Below are 18,880 nucleotides of genomic sequence, written 5' to 3' on the forward strand. Positions count from 1 at the left end.
TACAGTGGTGACATGCTGGCGCCCGCGGAGCTCGTACGCGACTTCGTGAACACCTACGACCTCGATTCCGACGCCGACGAGCTGGCCTCACCCGCCGAACTGGCCGTCTGGCTCCGGGAGCGGGGCCTGATCGGCCCGCGCGACCGCGCGACCGACGACGACCTCACCACCGCGCTCACCCTGCGCGAAGCCCTTCGGGCCGCGCTAAGACGCGAAACTCCCGAGCTGCGGGCCGCGCCAAGACGCGAAACTCCCGAGCTGCGGGCCGCACTAAGCCGCGAAACTCCCAAGACGCCCGAACCGCGGGCCGGGCTACGGCGCGAAACTCCGGAGATGCCCGAACTACCGACTTTGCTGCTGCTCGTACGCGTCGGCGCCACGCCGGAACTGGTCCCCCTCGAAGAGGGCGTCAGAGGCGGTCTGGCCAGGATCACGGCTGCCGTGACCGACCAGTCGTGGCACCGGCTGAAGGTCTGCGCCGAGGGCCTGTGCCAGTGGGCGTTCATCGACTCCTCGAAGAACCGATCACGCTCGTGGTGTTCTATGCGGGTCTGCGGCAACCGCACCAAAACACGCGCTTACCGGGCGAGGAAGCAGGGTTCGCGTCATCCCCAAGGCTCAAACACCGATACGGTGTAACTCGTGCCTTGTGGCATGGACGGCAGGCGAAGGAGCGGGCCGAGATGGCAGACGTAGGCGTCCGGGCGGCCCGGCGCGAGGATGTGCTCCAGGTGGCGAATACTCAGATCCGCGCCTGGCGCTACGGCTATCGGGAGTTCCTCCCCGAGGGGCCGCTCGAGCAGATGACGGGGGCCGCGGCGGAGAAGATGTGGCTGCGCCAGTGGGACGAGGCGATCGTCGCCCCGCCCACCCCCATGCATCGGGTGCTGGTGGCGGTGGAAACCATCCTGGACACCGAGGGCTTCCCGGCTCTCGGCGTGGGCGGCAGTGCGGCCCTGGCCACGCCGCGCGGCGGTGAGCGAGTGGTCGGCCTGGCCTCGCACGCGCCCGCCGAAGACCCCGACCTCGACCCGACCGTCGCCGCGGAGATGCTGACCCTGCTGGTCGACCCCGATTTCGTCCGGCGTGGCCACGGCAGCCGCCTGCTCAACGCCACCGTCGACCACCTGCGGGAGGACGGCTTCCGGCAGATCGTCACGTGGGTGTTCGCCGACAACTACGCGGTGCTGGGCTTCCTGGAGTCGGCCGGCTGGGGCGAGGACATGGCCGAGCGCGTGCTCGACATGGGGCGTCCCATCCGCATGGTCAGGCTCACCACCGACATCAGCTAGAGGATTCGTCTTTATGGCAACCCCCGGCCAGTGGATCGCCGGCGCACGTCCGCGCACCCTGCCCAACGCCATCGTGCCTGTCATGGTCGGCACCGGCGTGGCGATCGGCGAGAACGGCTTCATCTGGTGGCGCGCGATCGTCGCGCTGCTCGTGGCCCTGTCGCTGCAGATCGGCGTCAACTACGCCAACGACTACAGCGACGGCATCCGCGGCACCGATGACCAGCGGGTCGGTCCGATGCGCCTGGTCGGCTCGCGTGCGGCCACACCGAAGCAGGTGCTGACGGCCGCGCTCGGCTGCTTCGCCCTCGCCGCGGTGCTCGGGCTGACCCTGGTGCTGGCCACCCGCGCGTGGTGGATCCTGCTCGTGGGCGCCGCCGCGATCGCCGCCGCCTGGTTCTACACCGGCGGCCGGGCTCCGTACGGCTACCGCGCGCTCGGCGAGGTGTCGGTGTTCACCTTCTTCGGCGTCGTCCCCGTGGTCGGCACCGCGTACGTCCAGACCGAGCACCTGTCCTGGGCGGCGCTGGTGGCGTCGATCCCCGTCGGGCTCCTGTCGTGCTCCATGCTCGTCGTGAACAACCTGCGCGACGTGGGCACCGACGGCCAGGCGGGCAAGCGGACGCTGGCGGTCGTCCTGGGCGCGGCACGCACCCGCACGCTCTACGCCGCATGCCTGATCGTGCCGTTCGTCATCGCCCTGGCCATGCTCCCGATCGCGCCGCTGGCCGCCGCCGCGGTGCTCGCCGCGCCGCTGGCGATCACGCCGATCAAGACGGTCCTGCACGGAGCCGTCGGCCCCGCGCTGATCGGCGTACTGCAGCAGACCGGCAAACTGCAGCTGGCGTACGGCCTGCTGTTCACGCTCGGCCTGGCGATCACTCTGTAGGCGGCCAGGACGTGCGGGGACCGGAGGGCCCCCGCACGCGGATCAGCCTCAGCTCGCGGTGAGTCTCAGCCGCTGGTTGTCGTGGTCGATCTCGGCGATCCGTACCGAGATGCTCGACCCGGCCTCTGGCCGGTCCGATCCGACGAGCAACCCGTGGACGCCGTCGGCGACTTCGATGAAGGCGCCGAACGGGACGACTCTGGCCACGCGCCCGTCAAGCACGTCACCGACGGTGTGCCGCGCAGTGAAGCCTTCCCAAGCATGGAACATGTGATCACCTCCTTCCTCTGCGATCTCCGCCTGGGGGAACGCGAGAGGTGGCGGGCCGCGGGCCCGCTCGGTGATCAAGGCGTGGCCGGGCGCCCCGTCTCGTCATGGCACTTGGCCGACCCGGCAGTCACGGTCGCCACCCTACCCACTAGGGGACGGCCGTGAACAGCTCGTAGCTGTGGCCGTTGGGATCGCGTACGTAGACGCCACGGCCGCCACCGAGATGGTTGATCTGCCGGTCCCAGCCATGGCCCGGGCCGGAGCCGTACGAGATCGACTCGGACTCCCGGAGACGGCCCAGCACCGCGTCGAACGTGTCGTCGTCGACCAGGAACGCGTAGTGGCCCGGCTGGACCTGGTGCCGGTCGTCGAAGTCGAGTGCGAGGTCGTCATTGACCCTGACGGGCACGAACGGGCCGGACGGCGCGGAAACCGGCAACCCGAGCAGGTCGGCGAGGAACGTGGCGGCGGCGGTCTTGTCGGCCGCCGGGACGATCAGATGGTTGAGGACGATGGACATGTCGGCTCTCCTCAAAGCTCAGCCAGATACATGCGATATGCACATACTATATATGCATATCGCATCCATCTCGGGGTAGAGTGTGCGCATGAACGCGCACGGCCTTTCCTCTGCTGACGGCGACGGCGGTCCCGCGCTCTTCCGACTGGTGCGTTTCTGGTCACGCCGGTGGATCAACAGCGCCTCGGAAGAGCAGACCGGGGAGACCCGGCACGTGCAGCACATCCTGGCCGTGGAGGCCGTCGACACGGGCAAGGACGCCACCGAGGAGGCCACCGTCGGCACCGTGGCCCACCAGCTCGGCCTCGACCACTCGGGGGCCAGCCGCATCGTCAAGGACGCCACGAAGGCGGGCTACCTGGTCCGCGCCTCGTCCGAGTACGATCGCCGGCGCGCGTCGCTGCAGCTCACCGCACATGGCGAGAACCTCCTGGCGGGCTCGCGCCAGTGGCAGCGCCACGCCTTCGACGAGCTCACCGTGGGGTGGGACGACTACGACCGCCGGCAGTTCGCCTCCTACCTGAAGCGACTGGCGGACGAACTCGGCATTTAACTTCAGCGTGGACAGGCCATGACCACCCGCGGCGCCACCTCGATGCCCAGCTCACGCTCGTGCTCGACCAGTGCCCGCAGCTCGGGCCCCCACTCCGCCTCGGGCAGCACGGAGAAGCCGTGCCGCTCATACCAGGGCGCGTTCCACGGCACGTCCCTGTAGGTCGTCAGCGTCACCGCGGGCGCGCCGCTGGCCACCGCGTGGTCGCGCACCGCCGCGACAAGCCGCCCGCCGATCCCCTGCCGCATCCGCGACGGGTGTACGGCCAGCTGATCCAGGTGCAGGTTGCCATCGACCCAGCCGATCAACGCGAACCCGGCCGGCGGATCCCCCTCGACCAGCACCACGCCCGGGTCCGTGACCTCTTCGATCATGGTCGTGCCCGGCGGGAAACCGATCCCCACCTGCTCGAACAGCCCGTCCGCCGCCAGCTCCACAGCGACCAGCCCGGGTAGCTCGCCCGGCTCGGCCCATCGCGTCATGCCGACACGGTCTCATGTTTGGCCTGGTTCGCGCCTCTGGATATTACTGTGGTGAGCAGGCCGGCTGTGCGGAGCCGGAATCCTCTCCTCACGTCGTGCCCATGACCCGGGTCAGGTCGTGGGCATGATGTGTCTTCAGAGGTCGAGCAGTGGCTCCAGGCCGACGGTCAGGCCGGGCAGCTCGCGGACCCGGCGCACACCGAGCAGCACGCCCGGGGTGAACGCCGCGCGGCTCATCGTGTCGTGCCTGATCGTGAGGATCTCGCCGTCGCCGCCCAGCAGCACCTCCTGGTGCGCGATGAGCCCGCTCAGTCGTACGGCGTGGACGTGGACGCCGCCGACGTCGGCGCCGCGCGCTCCGTCGAGCTCGGTGGAGGTGGCGTCGGGCATCGCGCCCAGCCCGGCCTTGGCGCGCGCCTGCGCGACCAGCTCAGCGGTGCGGCGGGCGGTGCCGGAGGGCGCGTCGGCCTTGTTGGGGTGGTGCAGCTCGACGATCTCGACGGACTCGAAGTGCTTGGCCGCCTGCTGGGCGAAGTGCATCATGAGCACGGCGGCGATGCCGAAGTTGGGGGCGATCAGGCAGTTGGTCCCGGGGAACTTCGCCAGCCATCCGCGCACGGTCTCGAGCCGCCCGGCGTCGAAGCCGGTGGTGCCGACGACCGGGTGGACACCGTGGGCGATCGCCCACTCAAGGTTGCCCATGACGACGTCGGGATGGGTGAAGTCGACGACCACCTCGGCACCCTGGAGCCCCTCGATGGCATCGTCCTTGTCGAGCGCGGCCACCAGCTCCAGATCGGGAGCCGCCTCTACCGCCTTGCACACCTCGAGGCCCACGCGACCGCGCGCGCCCAGCACACCTACCTTGATCACAGGTCAACCCTATACCTGACGACGTGCGCGGGACCTCTGGGGAGGTCCCGCGAGCGTCATCAGGCGATGGCGTCGGAGAAGTCCTTGTCGCCGTAGGGGCCGATCACGGCGAGCGTGAGCGGCCGGTTGAGGACGTCGGTCGCGACCTCGGCGATCTGGTCCGGGGTGACGGCCTCGATCCTGGCGAGCACCTCGTCCACGGACAGCAGCTCGTCGTAGACCAGCTCGTTCTTCCCGATCCGCGACATGCGCGAACCGGTGTCCTCCAGGCCGAGCACCAGCCCGCCCCGCATCTGCCCCTTGCCGCGCATGATCTCGTCGGCGTCCAGGCCGTCGTCCACGACCCTGACGACCTCGTCGCGGCAGATCTTGAGCACGTCATCGATCTTCGACGGCAGACAGCCCACGTAGATGCCGAACTGGCCGGTGTCCGCGTAGGCCGAGGTGTAGCTGTAGGCGGAGTAGGCCAGCCCGCGCTTCTCCCTGATCTCCTGGAAGAGCCGCGACGACATGCCGCCGCCGAGCGCGGCGTTGAGCACGCCGAGGGCGAAGCGCCGGTCGTCGGTACGGGACATGCCGGTCGTACCGAGGACCAGGTTGGCCTGTTCGGTGGGCCGGTCGAGCACCTTGACCACCGACCACGTCCGCGCGCCCGGCCCGCTCGTGCGGGGCGGATCGGCCTCCAGCGGGCCACCGAGTGCGCCCGCCCGCTCGTAGGCGCGGGCGACCAGCTCGACGACCTCCTCGTGCCGGATGTTGCCGGCGACGGAGACGACCGTGCGGCGCGGCCGGTAGTGGTGCTCGTAGTACTCGGCGATCCGGTCGCGGGGGAGCTCGTTGATCGACTCGACCGTGCCGAGGATGGGCCGCCCGATCGGCGAGTCGCCGTAGAGCGCCGCCGCGAACTGCTCGTGCACGACGTCGGACGGATCGTCGTCGTGCATGGCGATCTCTTCGAGGATCACCCCGCGCTCGGACTCGACGTCGTCGGGGGTGATCAGCGAGCTGGTCACCACGTCGGCGAGCACGTCCACCGCGACCGGCAGGTCCTCGTCGAGCACCCGCGCGTAGTAGCAGGTGTATTCCTTGGCGGTGAAGGCGTTGATCTCACCGCCGATGCCCTCGATGGACGCCGAGATCTCCATGGTGTCGCGTGTGGGGGTGCCCTTGAAGAGCAGATGTTCAAGGAAGTGGGTGGCCCCCATGTGCTGGGGGTCCTCGTCACGCGAGCCGATGCCGACCCACATGCCGACCGCGACACTACGCACGGTCGGCATGGTCTCGGTCACCACGCGCAGCCCACCGGGAAGGACGGTGCGCGTCACGACCCCGGCCCCGTCACGGCCGGGGTGCAGCGTGGTGGTTCTCACGAGTTGCGGTCGTCTCCATCGGATCCGTCGGCGCGCGGCGCACGGGTACGGGTGCGGGTACGGCGCGGCCGGTCGTCGCGCGGCTTGTCGTCCGAAGCGGCCGAAGCCTCCTCGCCGGAGCCTGAGCCGGAACCGGAGTCTGCGGCGGAGTCCGCGTCGCCCCTGGCCTCCTTCTCGGCGGCCTCCTTCTCGATGACCTCGACCGGGACCAGGGACAGCTTGCCCCGGCCGTCGATCTCGGCGATCTCGACCTGGACCTTCTCGCCGACGCTCATGACGTCTTCCACGTTCTCGATGCGCTTGCCGCCGTGCAGCTTGCGGATCTGGGAGACGTGGAGCAGGCCGTCCTTGCCGGGCATCAGCGAGACGAACGCGCCGAAGGCGGCGATCTTCACGACCGTGCCCAGGTAACGCTCGCCGACCTCCGGCATGTGCGGGTTGGCGATGCCGTTGATCACCGTGCGGGCGGCCTCGGCGGACGGGCCGTCGGTGGCGCCGATGTAGATCGTGCCGTCGTCCTCGATGGTGATCTCGGCGCCCGTGTCGTCCTGGATCTGGTTGATCATCTTGCCCTTCGGGCCGATGACTTCGCCGATCTTGTCCACGGGGACCTTGATGGTGATGATGCGCGGCGCGGTCGGGTTCATCTCCGCCGGGGAGTCGATCGCCTCCTGCATCACGTCGAGGATCGCCAGGCGGGCGCCCTTGGCCTGCTTCAGCGCGGCGGCCAGCACGGAGGCGGGGATGCCGTCGAGCTTGGTGTCGAGCTGGAGCGCGGTGATGACGTCCTTGGTGCCGGCGACCTTGAAGTCCATGTCGCCCATGGCGTCCTCGGCGCCGAGGATGTCGGTCAGAGTGACGTACTGGTCACCCTCGCCGATCAGGCCCATCGCGATGCCCGCGACCATCTCGCGCAGCGGCACACCGGCGTCGAGCAGCGCCATCGTGGAGGCGCAGACCGAGCCCATCGAGGTGGAGCCGTTGGAGCTGAGGGCCTCGGAGACCTGGCGGATCGCGTAGGGGAAGTCCTCACGCGCCGGCAGGACCGGGATCAGCGCCCGCTCGGCCAGCGCGCCGTGACCGATCTCGCGACGCTTGGGCGAGCCCACCCGGCCGGTCTCACCGGTGGAGTAGGGCGGGAAGTTGTAGTTGTGCATGTAGCGCTTGGTCCGCTCGGGGTTGAGCGTGTCGATGACCTGCTCCATGCGCAGCATGTTGAGGGTGGTGATGCCCAGGATCTGGGTCTCGCCACGCTCGAACAGCGCCGAGCCGTGCACCCGCGGGACCACGTGGACCTCGGCGGACAGCGCGCGGATGTCCTTGGTGCCGCGGCCGTCGATGCGCAGGCCCTCCTTGATGACCCGCTCGCGCATGAGCTTCTTCATCACCGAACGGAAGGCGGCGGAGATCTCCTTCTCCCGGCCCTCGAACTCGGGGAGCAGCTTCTCGGCGGCCAGCGCCTTGACCTTGTCGAGCTGGGTCTCGCGCTCCTGCTTGCCGGGGATGGTCAGCGCGGCGGCCAGCTCGGTCTTGACCGCGCTCTCCACGGCCGCGTAGACGTCCTCCTGGTAGTCGAGGAAGACGGCGTATTCGGCCGTCTCCTTGGCCGCGACCCGCGCGACCTGCGACTGCGCCTCGCACAGCACCTTGATGAACGGCTTGGCGGACTCCAGGCCCTGCGCGACCGTCTCCTCGTTGGGCGCGACGGCGCCCTCGGCGACCAGCTTGAGCGTGTCCTTGGTGGACTCCGCCTCGACCATCATGATCGCGACATCGCCGTCGGCGAGCACTCGCCCGGCCACGACCATGTCGAACGTCGCGCGCTCGAGCTCGTGGTGCGTCGGGAAGGCGACCCACTGGCCGTCGATCAGCGCGACGCGGACGCCGCCGATCGGGCCGGAGAACGGCAGCCCGGCGAGCTGGGTGGACAGCGAGGCGGCGTTGATGGCGACCACGTCGTAGAGGTGGTCGGGGTTGAGCGCCATGATCGTGGCGACGACCTGGATCTCGTTGCGCAGGCCCTTGACGAACGACGGGCGCAGCGGCCGGTCGATCAGGCGGCAGGTGAGGATGGCGTCCTCGGAGGGACGGCCCTCACGGCGGAAGAACGATCCGGGGATGCGTCCCGCGGCGTACATGCGCTCCTCGACGTCCACCGTCAGCGGGAAGAAGTCGAGGTTTTCCTTGGGCGACTTCGAGGCGGTGGTCGCGGAAAGGACCATCGTCTCGTTGTCGAGGTAGGCGACGGCGGAGCCGGCCGCCTGACGCGCGAGACGACCGGTCTCGAACCGGATCGTGCGCGTGCCGAATGAACCGTTGTCTATGACGGCTTCAGCGGTGTGGACACCCTCCACGGGGGACCTCCTTTGTCAGTCAGTCTCCCGCGCCCTCTTTCTCACCGGCACCCTCGTTAGGTGCAGCGCCGGTCTTCGATCGAAGCGCCCGGTCAGATGCGATGTCACTGTTACCGGAAGCCACTACCGAGGACCGGCCCGCATGCGTCGCGGGTCGCTTGGTGCTTGTGCGGACGCGGGGGGCTCTAAGTGTGTCTTGGATATTCAGTTGTCCGGCGCTCGACGCGCCGGTCTCACAACGGAGAAGGGAGCGACGCGAACGCCGCTCCCTCTCACTCTATCGGCGCAGGCCGAGCCGCTCGATGAGCGCACGGTAACGCGCGATGTCGACCTTCTGCAGGTACTTCAGCAGGCGGCGCCGGCGCCCGACGAGCAGGAGCAGGCCACGACGGCTGTGGTGGTCGTGCTTGTGCGTCTTCAGGTGCTCGGTCAGCTCGCTGATGCGCTTGCTGAGCAGCGCGATCTGCACCTCGGGCGACCCGGTGTCACCGTCGGCCGTCGCGTACTCGGCGATGATGGTCTTCTTGGCAGCGGTGTCTAGGGACACGGCTCTCCTTTGAGCTACAGGCACGCGCGGATGGATAACTGATGCGAACGACCGTGCGTGCCTACAGTCGCCGCGGCGAAGGCCGTCAGAGCAGCGCGCAGCGCCGCCGTCACTGGACCGACATGCAAGGTTACCACCGCGGTCAAGCTCCGCGTCATCAATCCTCAGCCCGAAGTCAGCCGCCGGGCCTGGTCGACGTCGGCGTGGATCTGCGCGATGAGCTCCTCGATCGAGTCGAATCGGGTGTTTCCCCGCAATCTCGCCCCGAAGTCTACCGCCACGTGCACGCCGTACAGCTCCAGGTCGTCGCGGTCCAGCGCGTACGCCTCGACCGTGCGCGGGACGCCCTCGAAGGTGGGGTTGGTGCCGACGGAGATGGCGGCGGGCCAGCGCTCGCCCTCGTAGACGGTGGGCAGGTTGGCGACCGGCACGCACTCCAGCCAGCCCGCGTAGACGCCGTCGGCGGGGATGGCCGTGTGGGGCTGCGTCTCGACGTTCGCAGTGGGGAAGCCGAGCTGGCGTCCGCGCTGGTAGCCGCGTACGACCACGCCCTCCACCCGGTGCGGGCGGCCCAGGTCCGCCGTGGCGCCCTCGACGTCGCCGTCCACCAGCCGCTCGCGGATCTCGGTGGAGGAGACCCCGTCATGCAGCGGGACCACTTCGACGGTGAAGTCATATTTCTCGCCGAGCGCGGCCAGGGTCTCGGTGTCGCCCGCCGCGCGGTGGCCGAAGGTGAAGTTCGCCCCCACCACGACCACGGCGGCCCGCAGCCGGTCGGCGAGCATCGACTGGGCGAACTCGCCGGGGCTCATCCTGGACAGCTCCAGCGTGAACTCCTCCACGCACACCTCGTCGACGCCCAGCTCGGTCAGCAGCTCCGACCTGCGCCTCGGCGTGGTCAGCCGGGCCGGGTGGGAGCCCGGCCGGACGACCTCGGAGGGATGCGGCTCGAAGACGACCGCGACGCAGCGCAGACCACGCTCCCGGGCGGTGGCCACGGCACGCTCGACCACCCGCTGGTGCCCGCGGTGCACGCCGTCGAACACGCCGATCGTGACGGCGGACCTTTCCGAACCCTGCACGCCCGGCCCCATTCGCTTGTGGCGGATCAATCCCCCACCAGCCTGCCATGCGGGGCCGCGTCACCTCCAATCGAGGGGGTACGATCGGCCGCACCATGCCTCGATACGCACTTCTGATCCTGCCTGCTTTCAACCGGGTCTACGGCGAGAGCTCGGTCCGCCTGACCCTCGCCGAGCTGGCCGTCTTCGGCCGACGAGCCCTGCGGAGCGAGGTGTCGGCCATCGAGGAGAGCGTGATCGGCGGCCTGCCGTACGTGACCTTCGAGACGGCCGCGCCGCTCGGCGACGACGACGTCGCGCTGCTGTCCAACCTCTCGTCGGCCTACGCGCTCTACGGGATCGAGGGCGAGGTGCTGCGGCCGCTCACCATGGCGCCGCTCGACCGGCTCAGCAGCGACCTGATCACGATCCAGAAGTACGCCGGCAAGACGAACGAGCACTTCACCAAGCTGCTGCTGAACGTCACGGTGCTGGCCGGCGACCGGCGGCTGGACGAGCGGCTGTCGGTGTTCGACCCGCTGTGCGGACGCGGCACCACACTCAACCAGGCCCTCATGTACGGATATGACGCCTACGGGGTCGATGTCGACAATAAGGACTTCGAGGCGTACTCCGGCTTCCTCAAGACCTGGCTGAAGAACAAGCGCTTCAAGCACACGGCCGAGACCGTCCCCGTACGACGTGAGCGGGCACTGGTCGGCCGGCGCCTGAACATCTCCTTCAGCCCGTCGAAGGAGGCGTTCAAGTCCGGCGACACGCAGCGCGTCGCCGTGGTCAACGCCGACACCCTGCGCAGCCGCGAGTTCTTCAAGCCGCACTCCTTCGACGTCGTGGTGACCGACACCCCCTACGGCGTGCAGCACGGCAGCAGGGGCGGTGGCGGGCTGTCACGCAGCCCGCTGGAGCTGATCAGGAAGGCCGCGCCCGTCTGGGCGGAACTGCTGCGGCCCGGCGGCGCCATCGGCATCTCGTGGAACACCTATGGCGGCACCCGCGACGAGCTGGCCGAGATCCTCACGAAGACGGGGCTCGACGTGGTCGATCTGCCCGACTTCGAGCACTGGGTCGACCAGGCGATCGTCCGCGACATCATGGTGGCCCGCAAGCCATAAGAGATCGGACCTCTCCTCGCTTCCGACAGCTCACATCACCGCTCTTGACGAGCGAGTGTGGTAAGTGATCCCATGAATCCTGATAGGAAAGTTTCCTAATCAGGAGGAATCCATGCGATTACTCACCACGGGCGCGCTAGCCATCGGATTACTCGTCCCAGCCCTGCCCGCCTCGGCCGACCCCGTGGAGTCCGGACCTTGGACCTCATACGAGCCGACGTTCAATGTCCAGGAGCGGGGTTGCGGTGACGTCAGCGACCTGACCTTCAAGCTGACCTGCTCCACCGGCAGCGGCGACCAGCGCGCCGAGCGGCGCTACGCCACCTACTCCAGCGGCACCCGCCAGTTCGAGGGCTACTTCAAGATCACCAGCCTCGAAGGGACCCGCATCAGCCTGAAGCAGACGTTCAAAACGACGGGCCCGTTCTTCATGCTCGCCGTCGAACGCGGCGGCCGGCTCTACTCGGTGCACGGCGGCAACACGATCGCCACCGGCGCCACGATCGGCACGACGGTCCGCGTCAACACCGTTCACGTGGTCGGCAGCACCCATCGGACCTACATCAACGGGTCGCTGAAGCACACCGTGTCGAGTGAGAGCGGCAGCTTCTACGACAAGTTCGGCGCCTACCGGACCGGTAGCGGCAAGGGTCCCGCCACGGTCGAGTGGAGCGGCATCCAGTTCTGGCGCAAGTAGCGACGATGAGAGCAGCTCTGGTGGTGTTGTTCCTGCTGGCGGCCGCCTGCGCGACCCCCCGGCAGGCGCCGGTCCAGCTGACGGCCACGCTCGTGTCGCCGACCGACATCACGCTGCGCTGGGCGGGCCGCGATCCGGACGCCTCCGGGCAGGTCGTCGAGTTCGCCACCGAGCCAGGGGGTCCCTACACGATCCTGGGGTTCCTGCCGCCGGAGCAGACCACGTACACCCATCCCGATCTGATCCCGCGCACGCCGTTCTACTACCGGGTGCGGCCCTACTACGGGCAGGCATCCGCCCCGGTCGAGGTGGCGCTGGGCGGCGGGCCGTACGCCAAGCCGGAATCCGGCTGGTCGGAGCCGCGGACGATCCCCGGCGGCCCGAAAGGGGCGCGGCCGGTCAGGAGCGAGGGAGCGGCGCCGTCGGACCTGACGGCCACCGTCATGCGGGCCGACGGCGTCGCGTTCCGGTGGACCGACCGGACCGCCGACGAGGAGGGCTTCCTGCTGGAGGACCGGCCCTCGGGCCGGCCGGACTTCCGGGTGGTCGCCGCCCTCGATCCGGACGTCAACGCCTTCGGCCTGGTCACGCTGCCCGAGGAGAGCGGCGCGTCCTACCGGGTGCGCGCCTTCCGCTACGGGCCGCCGTCGAACGTCGTCCATCAGACGACCGGCGACTAGGAAATGAACTTTAGGAAATGAACTTTAGGAAATGAACACGGCCAGGGGCTTGGCGATGCGGCCCTGCTCCTCCACCAGCGCGAGCAGCTCGCCCTCCGGCCCGAACACGCCGATCGGGCCCTTGCCGAGCCCCGCCGCGGGCAACCGCCCGCCGTGGCTGACGACCCTGGTCTCCTCCGCGGTGAGGTCCCAGCGCGGGAACGCCGCGGAAACGGCCTCCCCGATGGGCAGGATCACGCACTCCTCGGCCAGCCGCTCGATGGTTCTGGCCCGCGACAGGTCGTACGGGCCGACCCGGGTGCGGCGCAGCGCCGTCAGGTGCCCGCCGACACCGAGCCCGGCGCCCAGGTCGCGGGCCAGCGCGCGGATGTAGGTGCCGCTGGAGCAGGTCACCACCGCGTCGATGTCCATGACGTCGTCGTGCGCCCTGATGTCCAGCACCGAGAACTCCCGCACGGTGACGGGCCGCGCGGCCAGCTCGACGTCCTTGCCCGCACGGGCCAGCTTGTACGCCCGCTGCCCATCGACCTTGATCGCGCTGACCTGCGGCGGGACCTGCATTATCTCGCCGGTGAGCGCGCCGACGCCCTTCTGAACCTCGGCGGGGTCGACCTCCGACGCCGAGGCCGTCGAGATGACCTCGCCCTCGGCGTCATCGGTGTTGGTGGTCACGCCGAGCCGGATCGTGGCCACGTAGACCTTCTCGGTCAGCGCCAGGTGGCCGAGCAGCCGGGTCGCCTTCTCCACGCCGACCACGAGCACACCGGTCGCCATCGGGTCGAGCGTGCCCGCGTGGCCCACCCGCCGGGTGCCGGCCAGCCGCCGCAGCTTGGCCACCACGTCGTGGGACGTCCACTCGGCGGGCTTGTCGACGATGATCAAGCCGCTCTCGGCCATCAAGCTTCTCCATCTGCGTTCGCCAGCAGCGCGCGGAACGCCGCCATGATGTCCTCGACACTGCCGTGCGAAGTGAATCCGGCCGCGTTGTGATGGCCGCCGCCGCCCAGCGCGGCGCAGATCGAGCCGACGTCGACCGCGCCCTTGGAGCGGGTCGACACCTGCCAGGCTCCGTGATCGTCTTCCTTGAGCACTGCCGCCACCTCGGCCTCGTCAGTGCGCCGCACGATGTCGATGAGACCCTCCAGCTCCGCGTACGGCAGTCCGTACGCGGCCCGGTCTACCCGGGGGACGTACGTCCACACCAGGTGATCCTCCAGCGACACCCGGTCGAGCGCGGCGGCGAGCACCTTGAGGTAGCCGAACGGAGAACGGTCCCACAGCTCACGGGCGATCTCGTCGGTGCGTAGCCCGGTGGCGACCAGCCGGGCGGCCATCTGGTGCACCTCGGGCGTGGTCGAGGAGTAGCGGAAGGAGCCGGTGTCGGTCACCAGCCCGGCGTACAGGCAGGTGGCGATGTCACGGTCCAGGCTGCCGCCGAGGCGGTAGATCAGTTGCTCGGCCAGCACGGCCGTGGCGGCGACGTGCGGGTCGATGAGGCTGAGCGTGCCGAAGCCGGTGTTGGACAGGTGATGGTCGATCACGATGACCTCGTGCGCCTTGGCCGTGTTGGCGCCCAGCAGGCCCAGCCGGTCGGGCGTCGAGGAGTCGAACGTGATCATCAACTCCGGCTCCGCCGGGACGTCGGCCGGCGGCACCAGCAGGTCCTGGCCGGGCAGGAAGTGCAGCAGGCGCGGCACGGCGAACTGCCGGTCGCCGAAGGAGGCGATGACCCGCTTGCCCAGGGCGCGCAGCACGGAGCCGGTGGCCAGCATCGAGCCGAGCGCGTCGCCGTCCGGCGACACGTGGCAGGCCAGCGCGATCTCGTCGGCCTTGCCGATCAGGTCCAGCGCGCGCCGCCAGGCGGCCTCGGGGATCACCGAGCCGGACGGCGGCAGGGCACCCTCCGGGCCGATGGGCGGCAGGGCCGGAGGGCGGCCCTGCCCCACCGAACCCGGATCCACGCGGGACGGGCGACCGGTTCTGTCACGCACGTCGGGCGTCACGTCGCCGGCTGCCCATCCTCGTCAGCCTTGCCGTTGAGGTCCGGCTCGTCGTCCTCCTCCGGCTTGCGGTAGGGGTCCGGGTCGCCGGCGTAGGCCGCGCCCTCGGCCCTGCGGGCCACCTCGGCGTCCCTCGCCTTGGCCGCGTTGATCAGATCGTCGAGCTGGCGCGCGCTGTCGGGCAGCGGGTCGTGCTTGAACTCCAGCGTCGGTGTGAAGCGGACACCGGTCTGCCGGCCGACCTCGGAGCGGATGATGCCTCTAGCGCTCTCGAGGGCGGCCGCAGTGTCGGCCCGCTCGGCGTCGGAGCCGAACACCGTGTAGAAAACCGTCGCCTCACGCAGGTCCGCGGTGATGCGCGTGTCGGTCACGGTGACGAAGCCCAGGCGCGGGTCCTTGATCCGGCGCTCCAGCATCTCAGCGACGATCTGCTGGATGCGGTCGGCGAGCTTGCGCGCTCGTGCTGCATCCACCATGTTCGCTCCCCCTCACGCACGACCCGGAGGTCGTGCAGTCTTTCAGTCGTCTTCGTCGTGGAAAAGCCGATGTCTGGCCGACAGCAACTCGATCTCGGGGCGGAAGGCCACCAGACGCTCGCAAGCATCCAATACCTCTTTGCAGTTGCCCGCCGAGGCCGAGACTACGGCGATGCCGACCTCCGCCCTGCGGTGCAGGTCGAGATGGCCGGTCTCGGCCACCGCGACGGCGGGAAAGCGTCTGTGCAACTCGGCGACCAGGGGTCGCACGACGGAACGCTTCTGCTTCAGCGAATGTACGTCGCCGAGCAGGATGTCCAGGGTCAGAGCACCCACATACATCGTTGGTAACCACCGCTTGTCCTGGTGTGTGAAACGCACCCTGGCCCTGCTGCGGTGGAAAGCAGGCCCAGGCGTGCGAGAGGCGCCCGGCGGATGGTCCGCCGGGCGCCCGGCCGCATGTTATGCGCGCGGCTTCTCCCGCATCTCGAACGTCTCGACGACGTCGTCGATCCGGATGTCGTTGTAGCCGACCCCGATGCCGCACTCGAAGCCCTCACGGACCTCGGTCGCGTCGTCCTTGAAGCGACGCAGCGACGAAACGGTCAGGTTGTCGGCGATGACAACGCCATCGCGGATGATCCGGGCCTTGCTGTTGCGCACGATCGTCCCGGAGCGGACCAGCGAACCGGCGACGTTGCCGATCTTCGGCACCTTGAAGACCTCGCGGACTTCGGCGGTGCCCATCTGGACCTCTTCGAACTCGGGCTTGAGCATGCCCTTGAGCGCCGCTTCGATCTCTTCGATCGCCTGGTAGATGACCGAGTAGTAGCGGATGTCGACGCCCTCGCGCTCGGCCAGGTCGCGCGCCCGGGGCTCAGGCCGGACGTTGAAGCCGATGATGACCGCGTTGTCGTCGGCGACGGCCAGGTTGACGTCGTACTCGGTGATCGCACCGACGGCGCGGTGCAGGACACGGAGCCTGACCTCGTCGCCGACATCGATCTTGAGCAGTGCGTCTTCCAGGGCCTCCACCGAACCGGACACGTCGCCCTTGATGATGAGCTTGAGCTCATCGACGCGACCCTTCTCGAGGTTGCTGAACAGCTCCTCAAGGGTCAGGCGGCGGCTCGACTTCGCCATGTCGGCGCTGCGCTTGCGCGCCGCGCGCTGCTGGGCGATCTGGCGGGCCATCCGGTCGTCGGTGACGACGATGAAGTTGTCACCCGCGCCCGGCACGGCCGTCAGACCCATCACCAGGACCGGACGGGACGGCGTGGCCTCTTCGACCAGGTCGCCGTTGTCGTCGAGCATCGCCCGGACACGGCCGTAGGCCTCGCCACAGACGATCGAGTCGCCGACGCGCAGCGTGCCGCGCTGGACCAGGACGGTCGCGGTCGGGCCGCGGCCCTTGTCGAGGTGCGCCTCGATCGCGATGCCCTGAGCGTCCATCGCCGGGTTGGCGCGCAGGTCGAGCTCGGCGTCCGCGGTGAGCAGGATGGCCTCGAGCAGCTGCTCGATGCCGGTCCCGTTCTTGGCGGAGATGTCGACGAACAGCGTCGAGCCGCCGAACTCCTCCGCCACCAGGCCGTACTCGGTGAGCTGGGCACGGACCTTGTTGGGGTCGGCGCCCTCCTTGTCGACCTTGTTGACCGCGACCACGATCGGCACGTCGGCCGCCTGGGCGTGGTTGAGAGCCTCGATCGTCTGCGGCTTCACACCGTCGTCGGCCGCGACCACCAGCACGGCGATGTCGGTCGCCTTGGCACCACGGGCACGCATGGCGGTGAACGCCTCGTGACCCGGGGTGTCGATGAAGGTGACCTTGCGCTCTTCGCCCTCGTGCTCGGTGGAGACCTGGTAGGCGCCGATGTGCTGGGTGATGCCACCCGCCTCGCGCGCCACCACGTTGGTCTTGCGGATGGCGTCGAGCAGCTTGGTCTTACCGTGGTCGACGTGACCCATGACGGTCACGACCGGCGGACGCGCGGCCAGGTCGGCCTCGTCGCCCTCATCCTCGCCGAACTCGATGTCGAAGGCCTCGAGAAGCTCGCGGTCCTCCTCCTCCGGGCTGACGACCTGGATGTTGTAGTCGAGCTCGGAGCCGAGCAGCTGCAGCGTCTCCTCGTTGACCGACTGGGTGGCCGTCACCATCTCGCCCAGGTGCAGCATGATCTGCACCAGCGCGGCGGGGTTGGCACCGATCCGGTCGGCGAAGTCGGACAGCGACGCACCGCGCGGAAGGCGGATCGTCGCGCCGTTGCCACGAGCGACCTGCACGCCACCGATCGCCGGGGCCGACATGTTGTCGAACTCCTGGCGCCTCTGGCGCTTGGACTTGCGGCCACGCGTGGGACGGCCACCGGGGCGACCGAACGCGCCCGCCGTGCCGCCACCGCGGCCACGACCGCCGCCACCGGGACGACCGGCGAAACCGCCGCCGCCACCGGGACCACCGGTGCTCGTGCCCGGACGACCGGCGCCACCGCCGCCACCGGGACGACCGGCGAAACCGCCGCCACCGCCACCGGGACGACCGCCGCCGCCACCGCCGCCAGGACGGCCACCGCCGCCACCGCCACCGGGACGACCGCCGCCGCCACCGCCACCGGGACGGCCACCGCCGCCACCGCCACCACCGGGACCGGCGGGACGGCCCTGCGGCATCATCATCGGGTTGGGACGCGGACCGCCGGGACGGGGACCGCCCGCACCGGGACCGGGACGCGGACCTGCCGCACCGGGCGGACCAGGACGCGGGCCACCGGGACGGGGACCGCCCTCGCCGCCACCGCGACCCTGCGGGGGACGCGGGCTCGCGCCGTCGCGCGGCGGACCGTCACGACGCTCGCGCTGCCCGGGACCGCCACTGGGGGCACCGTCACGGTTGCCACCGGGACGCGGCGGCCGGGACTGGCCCATGCCGCTGGCGTTGGAGGAGAACGGGTTGTTGCCCGGACGCGGGCCGCGCGGACCCGGCTTGGGACCGCCGGGACCGGGACGGGGACCGCCGCCGGACGGGGCGCCACCAGTGCGCGGAGCCGCCGGACCGCCGCCACCGGAGGGCGCGCCGGAACGCGCCGCGGGGCCGGGCTTGGGACCCGGACGAGCGGCGGGACCGGGACGCGGGCCCGGAGCGGGGGCGCCCGGAGCGGGCGCGGGACGGGTGCCGCTGTCGAAACGCGCCTGCGGGGCGCCGGACGTGTCGCCACGCTCGGCCTCAGGCTGCGGCTGGTGCGGCATCGGCACCGGCGGGCGCGATTGACCGCTGACCGCGGGAGCCGGCGCCGGAGCCGGAGCGGGTGCCGGGGCAGGAGCCGCGGGACCCGGACGCGGACCGGGCTTGGGACCCGGACCCGGACGCGGAGTTGATGTTGGGGTCGGCGCCTCCGCGACGCCGTTACCGGCCTGGCTGTCCGCCGGCCGGGGAGCAGCCCTTGGCGGCTGCGGCTTGGACGACGAACCGCCGCCCCTAGAGGACCCACCCTTAGATGCGCCCAAAGCTTCGGTGAGCCTGCGGACCACCGGCGCCTCGATGGTGGAGGACGCCGAACGGACGAACTCCCCCATCTCCTGGAGCTTGGCCATGACGACCTTGCTCTCTACGCCGAACTCCTTAGCGAGCTCGTATACCCGGACCTTCGCCACTGCACTCCCTTACTCGGCCCGGGAGGCTGGCTGTG

General features: G+C 69.9%; 20 protein-coding genes. 7 read left to right on the forward strand and 13 right to left on the reverse strand.

Features of this window, described 5'->3' with window-relative positions; genetic code table 11:
- The first annotated feature begins 12 nt into the window (after window positions 1-12).
- The 3 genes from KLK06_RS50275 to KLK06_RS50285 are packed head-to-tail and all read left to right on the forward strand — an operon-like array spanning window position 13 to window position 2,181.
- Window positions 13-639 carry a CGNR zinc finger domain-containing protein gene (locus KLK06_RS50275; protein WP_214642961.1) on the forward strand — a complete coding sequence of 209 codons (627 nt, stop codon included), beginning with the start codon at window positions 13-15 and terminating at the stop codon, window positions 637-639.
- A gap of 44 nt (window positions 640-683) precedes the next feature.
- A complete protein-coding gene (locus KLK06_RS50280; protein WP_214642962.1) occupies window positions 684-1,292 on the forward strand; it encodes a GNAT family N-acetyltransferase in 609 nt (202 codons plus the stop codon).
- A gap of 13 nt (window positions 1,293-1,305) precedes the next feature.
- The gene (locus KLK06_RS50285) at window positions 1,306-2,181 is read left to right on the forward strand and encodes a 1,4-dihydroxy-2-naphthoate polyprenyltransferase (protein ID WP_214642963.1); all 876 of its coding nucleotides are present in this window, start codon (window positions 1,306-1,308) and stop codon (window positions 2,179-2,181) included.
- A gap of 48 nt (window positions 2,182-2,229) precedes the next feature.
- Here KLK06_RS50285 and KLK06_RS50290 read toward each other — a convergent pair whose 3' ends face one another.
- The gene (locus KLK06_RS50290; RefSeq protein ID WP_214642964.1) at window positions 2,230-2,451 is read right to left on the reverse strand and encodes a S1 RNA-binding domain-containing protein; all 222 of its coding nucleotides are present in this window, start codon (window positions 2,449-2,451) and stop codon (window positions 2,230-2,232) included.
- A 148-nt stretch (window positions 2,452-2,599) separates the two neighbouring features.
- A complete protein-coding gene (locus tag KLK06_RS50295; protein WP_214642965.1) occupies window positions 2,600-2,971 on the reverse strand; it encodes a VOC family protein in 372 nt (123 codons plus the stop codon).
- Between the two features lie 88 nt (window positions 2,972-3,059).
- On the opposite strand from KLK06_RS50295, the gene KLK06_RS50300 reads away from it, so the two are divergent.
- A complete protein-coding gene (locus KLK06_RS50300) occupies window positions 3,060-3,524 on the forward strand; it encodes a MarR family winged helix-turn-helix transcriptional regulator (RefSeq protein ID WP_214642966.1) in 465 nt (154 codons plus the stop codon).
- Between the two features lie 2 nt (window positions 3,525-3,526).
- Here the strand turns inward: KLK06_RS50300 and KLK06_RS50305 are convergent, their stop codons facing one another.
- The 6 genes from KLK06_RS50305 to KLK06_RS50330 all read right to left on the reverse strand — a co-directional run bounded on the left by KLK06_RS50305 (window position 3,527) and on the right by KLK06_RS50330 (window position 10,244).
- A complete protein-coding gene (locus tag KLK06_RS50305) occupies window positions 3,527-4,006 on the reverse strand; it encodes a GNAT family N-acetyltransferase (RefSeq protein ID WP_214642967.1) in 480 nt (159 codons plus the stop codon).
- A gap of 135 nt (window positions 4,007-4,141) precedes the next feature.
- Window positions 4,142-4,879, reverse strand: coding sequence for a 4-hydroxy-tetrahydrodipicolinate reductase (dapB, locus tag KLK06_RS50310; protein WP_214642968.1), 738 nt, complete (start codon window positions 4,877-4,879; stop codon window positions 4,142-4,144).
- 59 nt (window positions 4,880-4,938) lie between these two features.
- Complete coding sequence (locus KLK06_RS50315; protein WP_214642969.1) at window positions 4,939-6,249, reverse strand: pitrilysin family protein; 1,311 nt, start codon at window positions 6,247-6,249, stop codon at window positions 4,939-4,941.
- Window positions 6,246-8,603, reverse strand: coding sequence for a polyribonucleotide nucleotidyltransferase (locus tag KLK06_RS50320; protein ID WP_214642970.1), 2,358 nt, complete (start codon window positions 8,601-8,603; stop codon window positions 6,246-6,248). The genes KLK06_RS50315 and KLK06_RS50320 overlap by 4 nt, the downstream gene beginning before the upstream one ends.
- 277 nt (window positions 8,604-8,880) lie before the next feature.
- The gene (gene rpsO, locus KLK06_RS50325) at window positions 8,881-9,150 is read right to left on the reverse strand and encodes a 30S ribosomal protein S15 (protein WP_214642971.1); all 270 of its coding nucleotides are present in this window, start codon (window positions 9,148-9,150) and stop codon (window positions 8,881-8,883) included.
- A gap of 164 nt (window positions 9,151-9,314) precedes the next feature.
- Window positions 9,315-10,244 (reverse strand): bifunctional riboflavin kinase/FAD synthetase, encoded by a 930-nt coding sequence (locus KLK06_RS50330; RefSeq protein ID WP_214643063.1) that lies wholly within the window; start codon window positions 10,242-10,244, stop codon window positions 9,315-9,317.
- Window positions 10,245-10,327: 83 nt separating this feature from the next.
- Here KLK06_RS50330 and KLK06_RS50335 point away from each other — a divergent pair, with 83 nt between their 5' ends.
- The 3 genes from KLK06_RS50335 to KLK06_RS50345 all read left to right on the forward strand — a co-directional run bounded on the left by KLK06_RS50335 (window position 10,328) and on the right by KLK06_RS50345 (window position 12,721).
- A complete protein-coding gene (locus tag KLK06_RS50335) occupies window positions 10,328-11,344 on the forward strand; it encodes a TRM11 family methyltransferase (RefSeq protein ID WP_214642972.1) in 1,017 nt (338 codons plus the stop codon).
- Window positions 11,345-11,456: 112 nt separating this feature from the next.
- The gene (locus KLK06_RS50340; protein ID WP_214642973.1) at window positions 11,457-12,041 is read left to right on the forward strand and encodes a hypothetical protein; all 585 of its coding nucleotides are present in this window, start codon (window positions 11,457-11,459) and stop codon (window positions 12,039-12,041) included.
- A 5-nt stretch (window positions 12,042-12,046) separates the two neighbouring features.
- Window positions 12,047-12,721 carry a fibronectin type III domain-containing protein gene (locus tag KLK06_RS50345; RefSeq protein ID WP_214642974.1) on the forward strand — a complete coding sequence of 225 codons (675 nt, stop codon included), beginning with the start codon at window positions 12,047-12,049 and terminating at the stop codon, window positions 12,719-12,721.
- 24 nt (window positions 12,722-12,745) lie between these two features.
- On the opposite strand, the gene truB is transcribed toward KLK06_RS50345, so the two are convergent.
- The 5 genes from truB to infB all read right to left on the reverse strand — a co-directional run bounded on the left by truB (window position 12,746) and on the right by infB (window position 18,845).
- Window positions 12,746-13,618 (reverse strand): tRNA pseudouridine(55) synthase TruB, encoded by an 873-nt coding sequence (truB, locus tag KLK06_RS50350; protein WP_214642975.1) that lies wholly within the window; start codon window positions 13,616-13,618, stop codon window positions 12,746-12,748.
- Window positions 13,618-14,712: a bifunctional oligoribonuclease/PAP phosphatase NrnA gene (locus KLK06_RS50355; protein ID WP_308168809.1), complete on the reverse strand. Its 1,095-nt coding sequence runs from the start codon at window positions 14,710-14,712 to the stop codon at window positions 13,618-13,620. The genes truB and KLK06_RS50355 overlap by 1 nt, the downstream gene beginning before the upstream one ends.
- An 8-nt stretch (window positions 14,713-14,720) precedes the next feature.
- Window positions 14,721-15,197 (reverse strand): 30S ribosome-binding factor RbfA, encoded by a 477-nt coding sequence (gene rbfA / locus KLK06_RS50360; RefSeq protein WP_214642976.1) that lies wholly within the window; start codon window positions 15,195-15,197, stop codon window positions 14,721-14,723.
- Between the two features lie 42 nt (window positions 15,198-15,239).
- The gene (locus tag KLK06_RS50365) at window positions 15,240-15,539 is read right to left on the reverse strand and encodes a DUF503 domain-containing protein (protein WP_214642977.1); all 300 of its coding nucleotides are present in this window, start codon (window positions 15,537-15,539) and stop codon (window positions 15,240-15,242) included.
- Between the two features lie 120 nt (window positions 15,540-15,659).
- On the reverse strand, window positions 15,660-18,845 hold the full coding sequence (infB, locus tag KLK06_RS50370) for a translation initiation factor IF-2 (RefSeq protein WP_214642978.1): 3,186 nt from the start codon (window positions 18,843-18,845) through the stop codon (window positions 15,660-15,662).
- Between the last annotated feature and the right edge of the window lie 35 nt (window positions 18,846-18,880).

This window comes from Nonomuraea sp. NEAU-A123 (assembly GCF_018603905.1).
In the GTDB taxonomy this organism is placed as follows: Bacteria; Actinomycetota; Actinomycetes; order Streptosporangiales; family Streptosporangiaceae; genus Nonomuraea.

Excerpts from the sequence above, each read along its gene's own strand:
- KLK06_RS50345 (WP_214642974.1), top strand. The coding sequence starts at position 12,047 with ATGAGAGCAGCTCTGGTGGTGTTGTTCCTGCTGGCGGCCGCCTGCGCG.
- KLK06_RS50330 (WP_214643063.1), bottom strand. The coding sequence starts at position 10,244 with ATGGGGCCGGGCGTGCAGGGTTCGGAAAGGTCCGCCGTCACGATCGGC.
- KLK06_RS50365 (WP_214642977.1), bottom strand. The coding sequence starts at position 15,539 with ATGTATGTGGGTGCTCTGACCCTGGACATCCTGCTCGGCGACGTACAT.
- KLK06_RS50290 (WP_214642964.1), bottom strand. The coding sequence starts at position 2,451 with ATGTTCCATGCTTGGGAAGGCTTCACTGCGCGGCACACCGTCGGTGAC.
- rbfA (WP_214642976.1), bottom strand. The coding sequence starts at position 15,197 with ATGGTGGATGCAGCACGAGCGCGCAAGCTCGCCGACCGCATCCAGCAG.
- KLK06_RS50285 (WP_214642963.1), top strand. The coding sequence starts at position 1,306 with ATGGCAACCCCCGGCCAGTGGATCGCCGGCGCACGTCCGCGCACCCTG.
- KLK06_RS50340 (WP_214642973.1), top strand. The coding sequence starts at position 11,457 with ATGCGATTACTCACCACGGGCGCGCTAGCCATCGGATTACTCGTCCCA.
- KLK06_RS50275 (WP_214642961.1), top strand. The coding sequence starts at position 13 with ATGCTGGCGCCCGCGGAGCTCGTACGCGACTTCGTGAACACCTACGAC.
- KLK06_RS50335 (WP_214642972.1), top strand. The coding sequence starts at position 10,328 with ATGCCTCGATACGCACTTCTGATCCTGCCTGCTTTCAACCGGGTCTAC.
- KLK06_RS50300 (WP_214642966.1), top strand. The coding sequence starts at position 3,060 with ATGAACGCGCACGGCCTTTCCTCTGCTGACGGCGACGGCGGTCCCGCG.
- KLK06_RS50280 (WP_214642962.1), top strand. The coding sequence starts at position 684 with ATGGCAGACGTAGGCGTCCGGGCGGCCCGGCGCGAGGATGTGCTCCAG.
- KLK06_RS50305 (WP_214642967.1), bottom strand. The coding sequence starts at position 4,006 with ATGACGCGATGGGCCGAGCCGGGCGAGCTACCCGGGCTGGTCGCTGTG.
- truB (WP_214642975.1), bottom strand. The coding sequence starts at position 13,618 with ATGGCCGAGAGCGGCTTGATCATCGTCGACAAGCCCGCCGAGTGGACG.
- KLK06_RS50295 (WP_214642965.1), bottom strand. The coding sequence starts at position 2,971 with ATGTCCATCGTCCTCAACCATCTGATCGTCCCGGCGGCCGACAAGACC.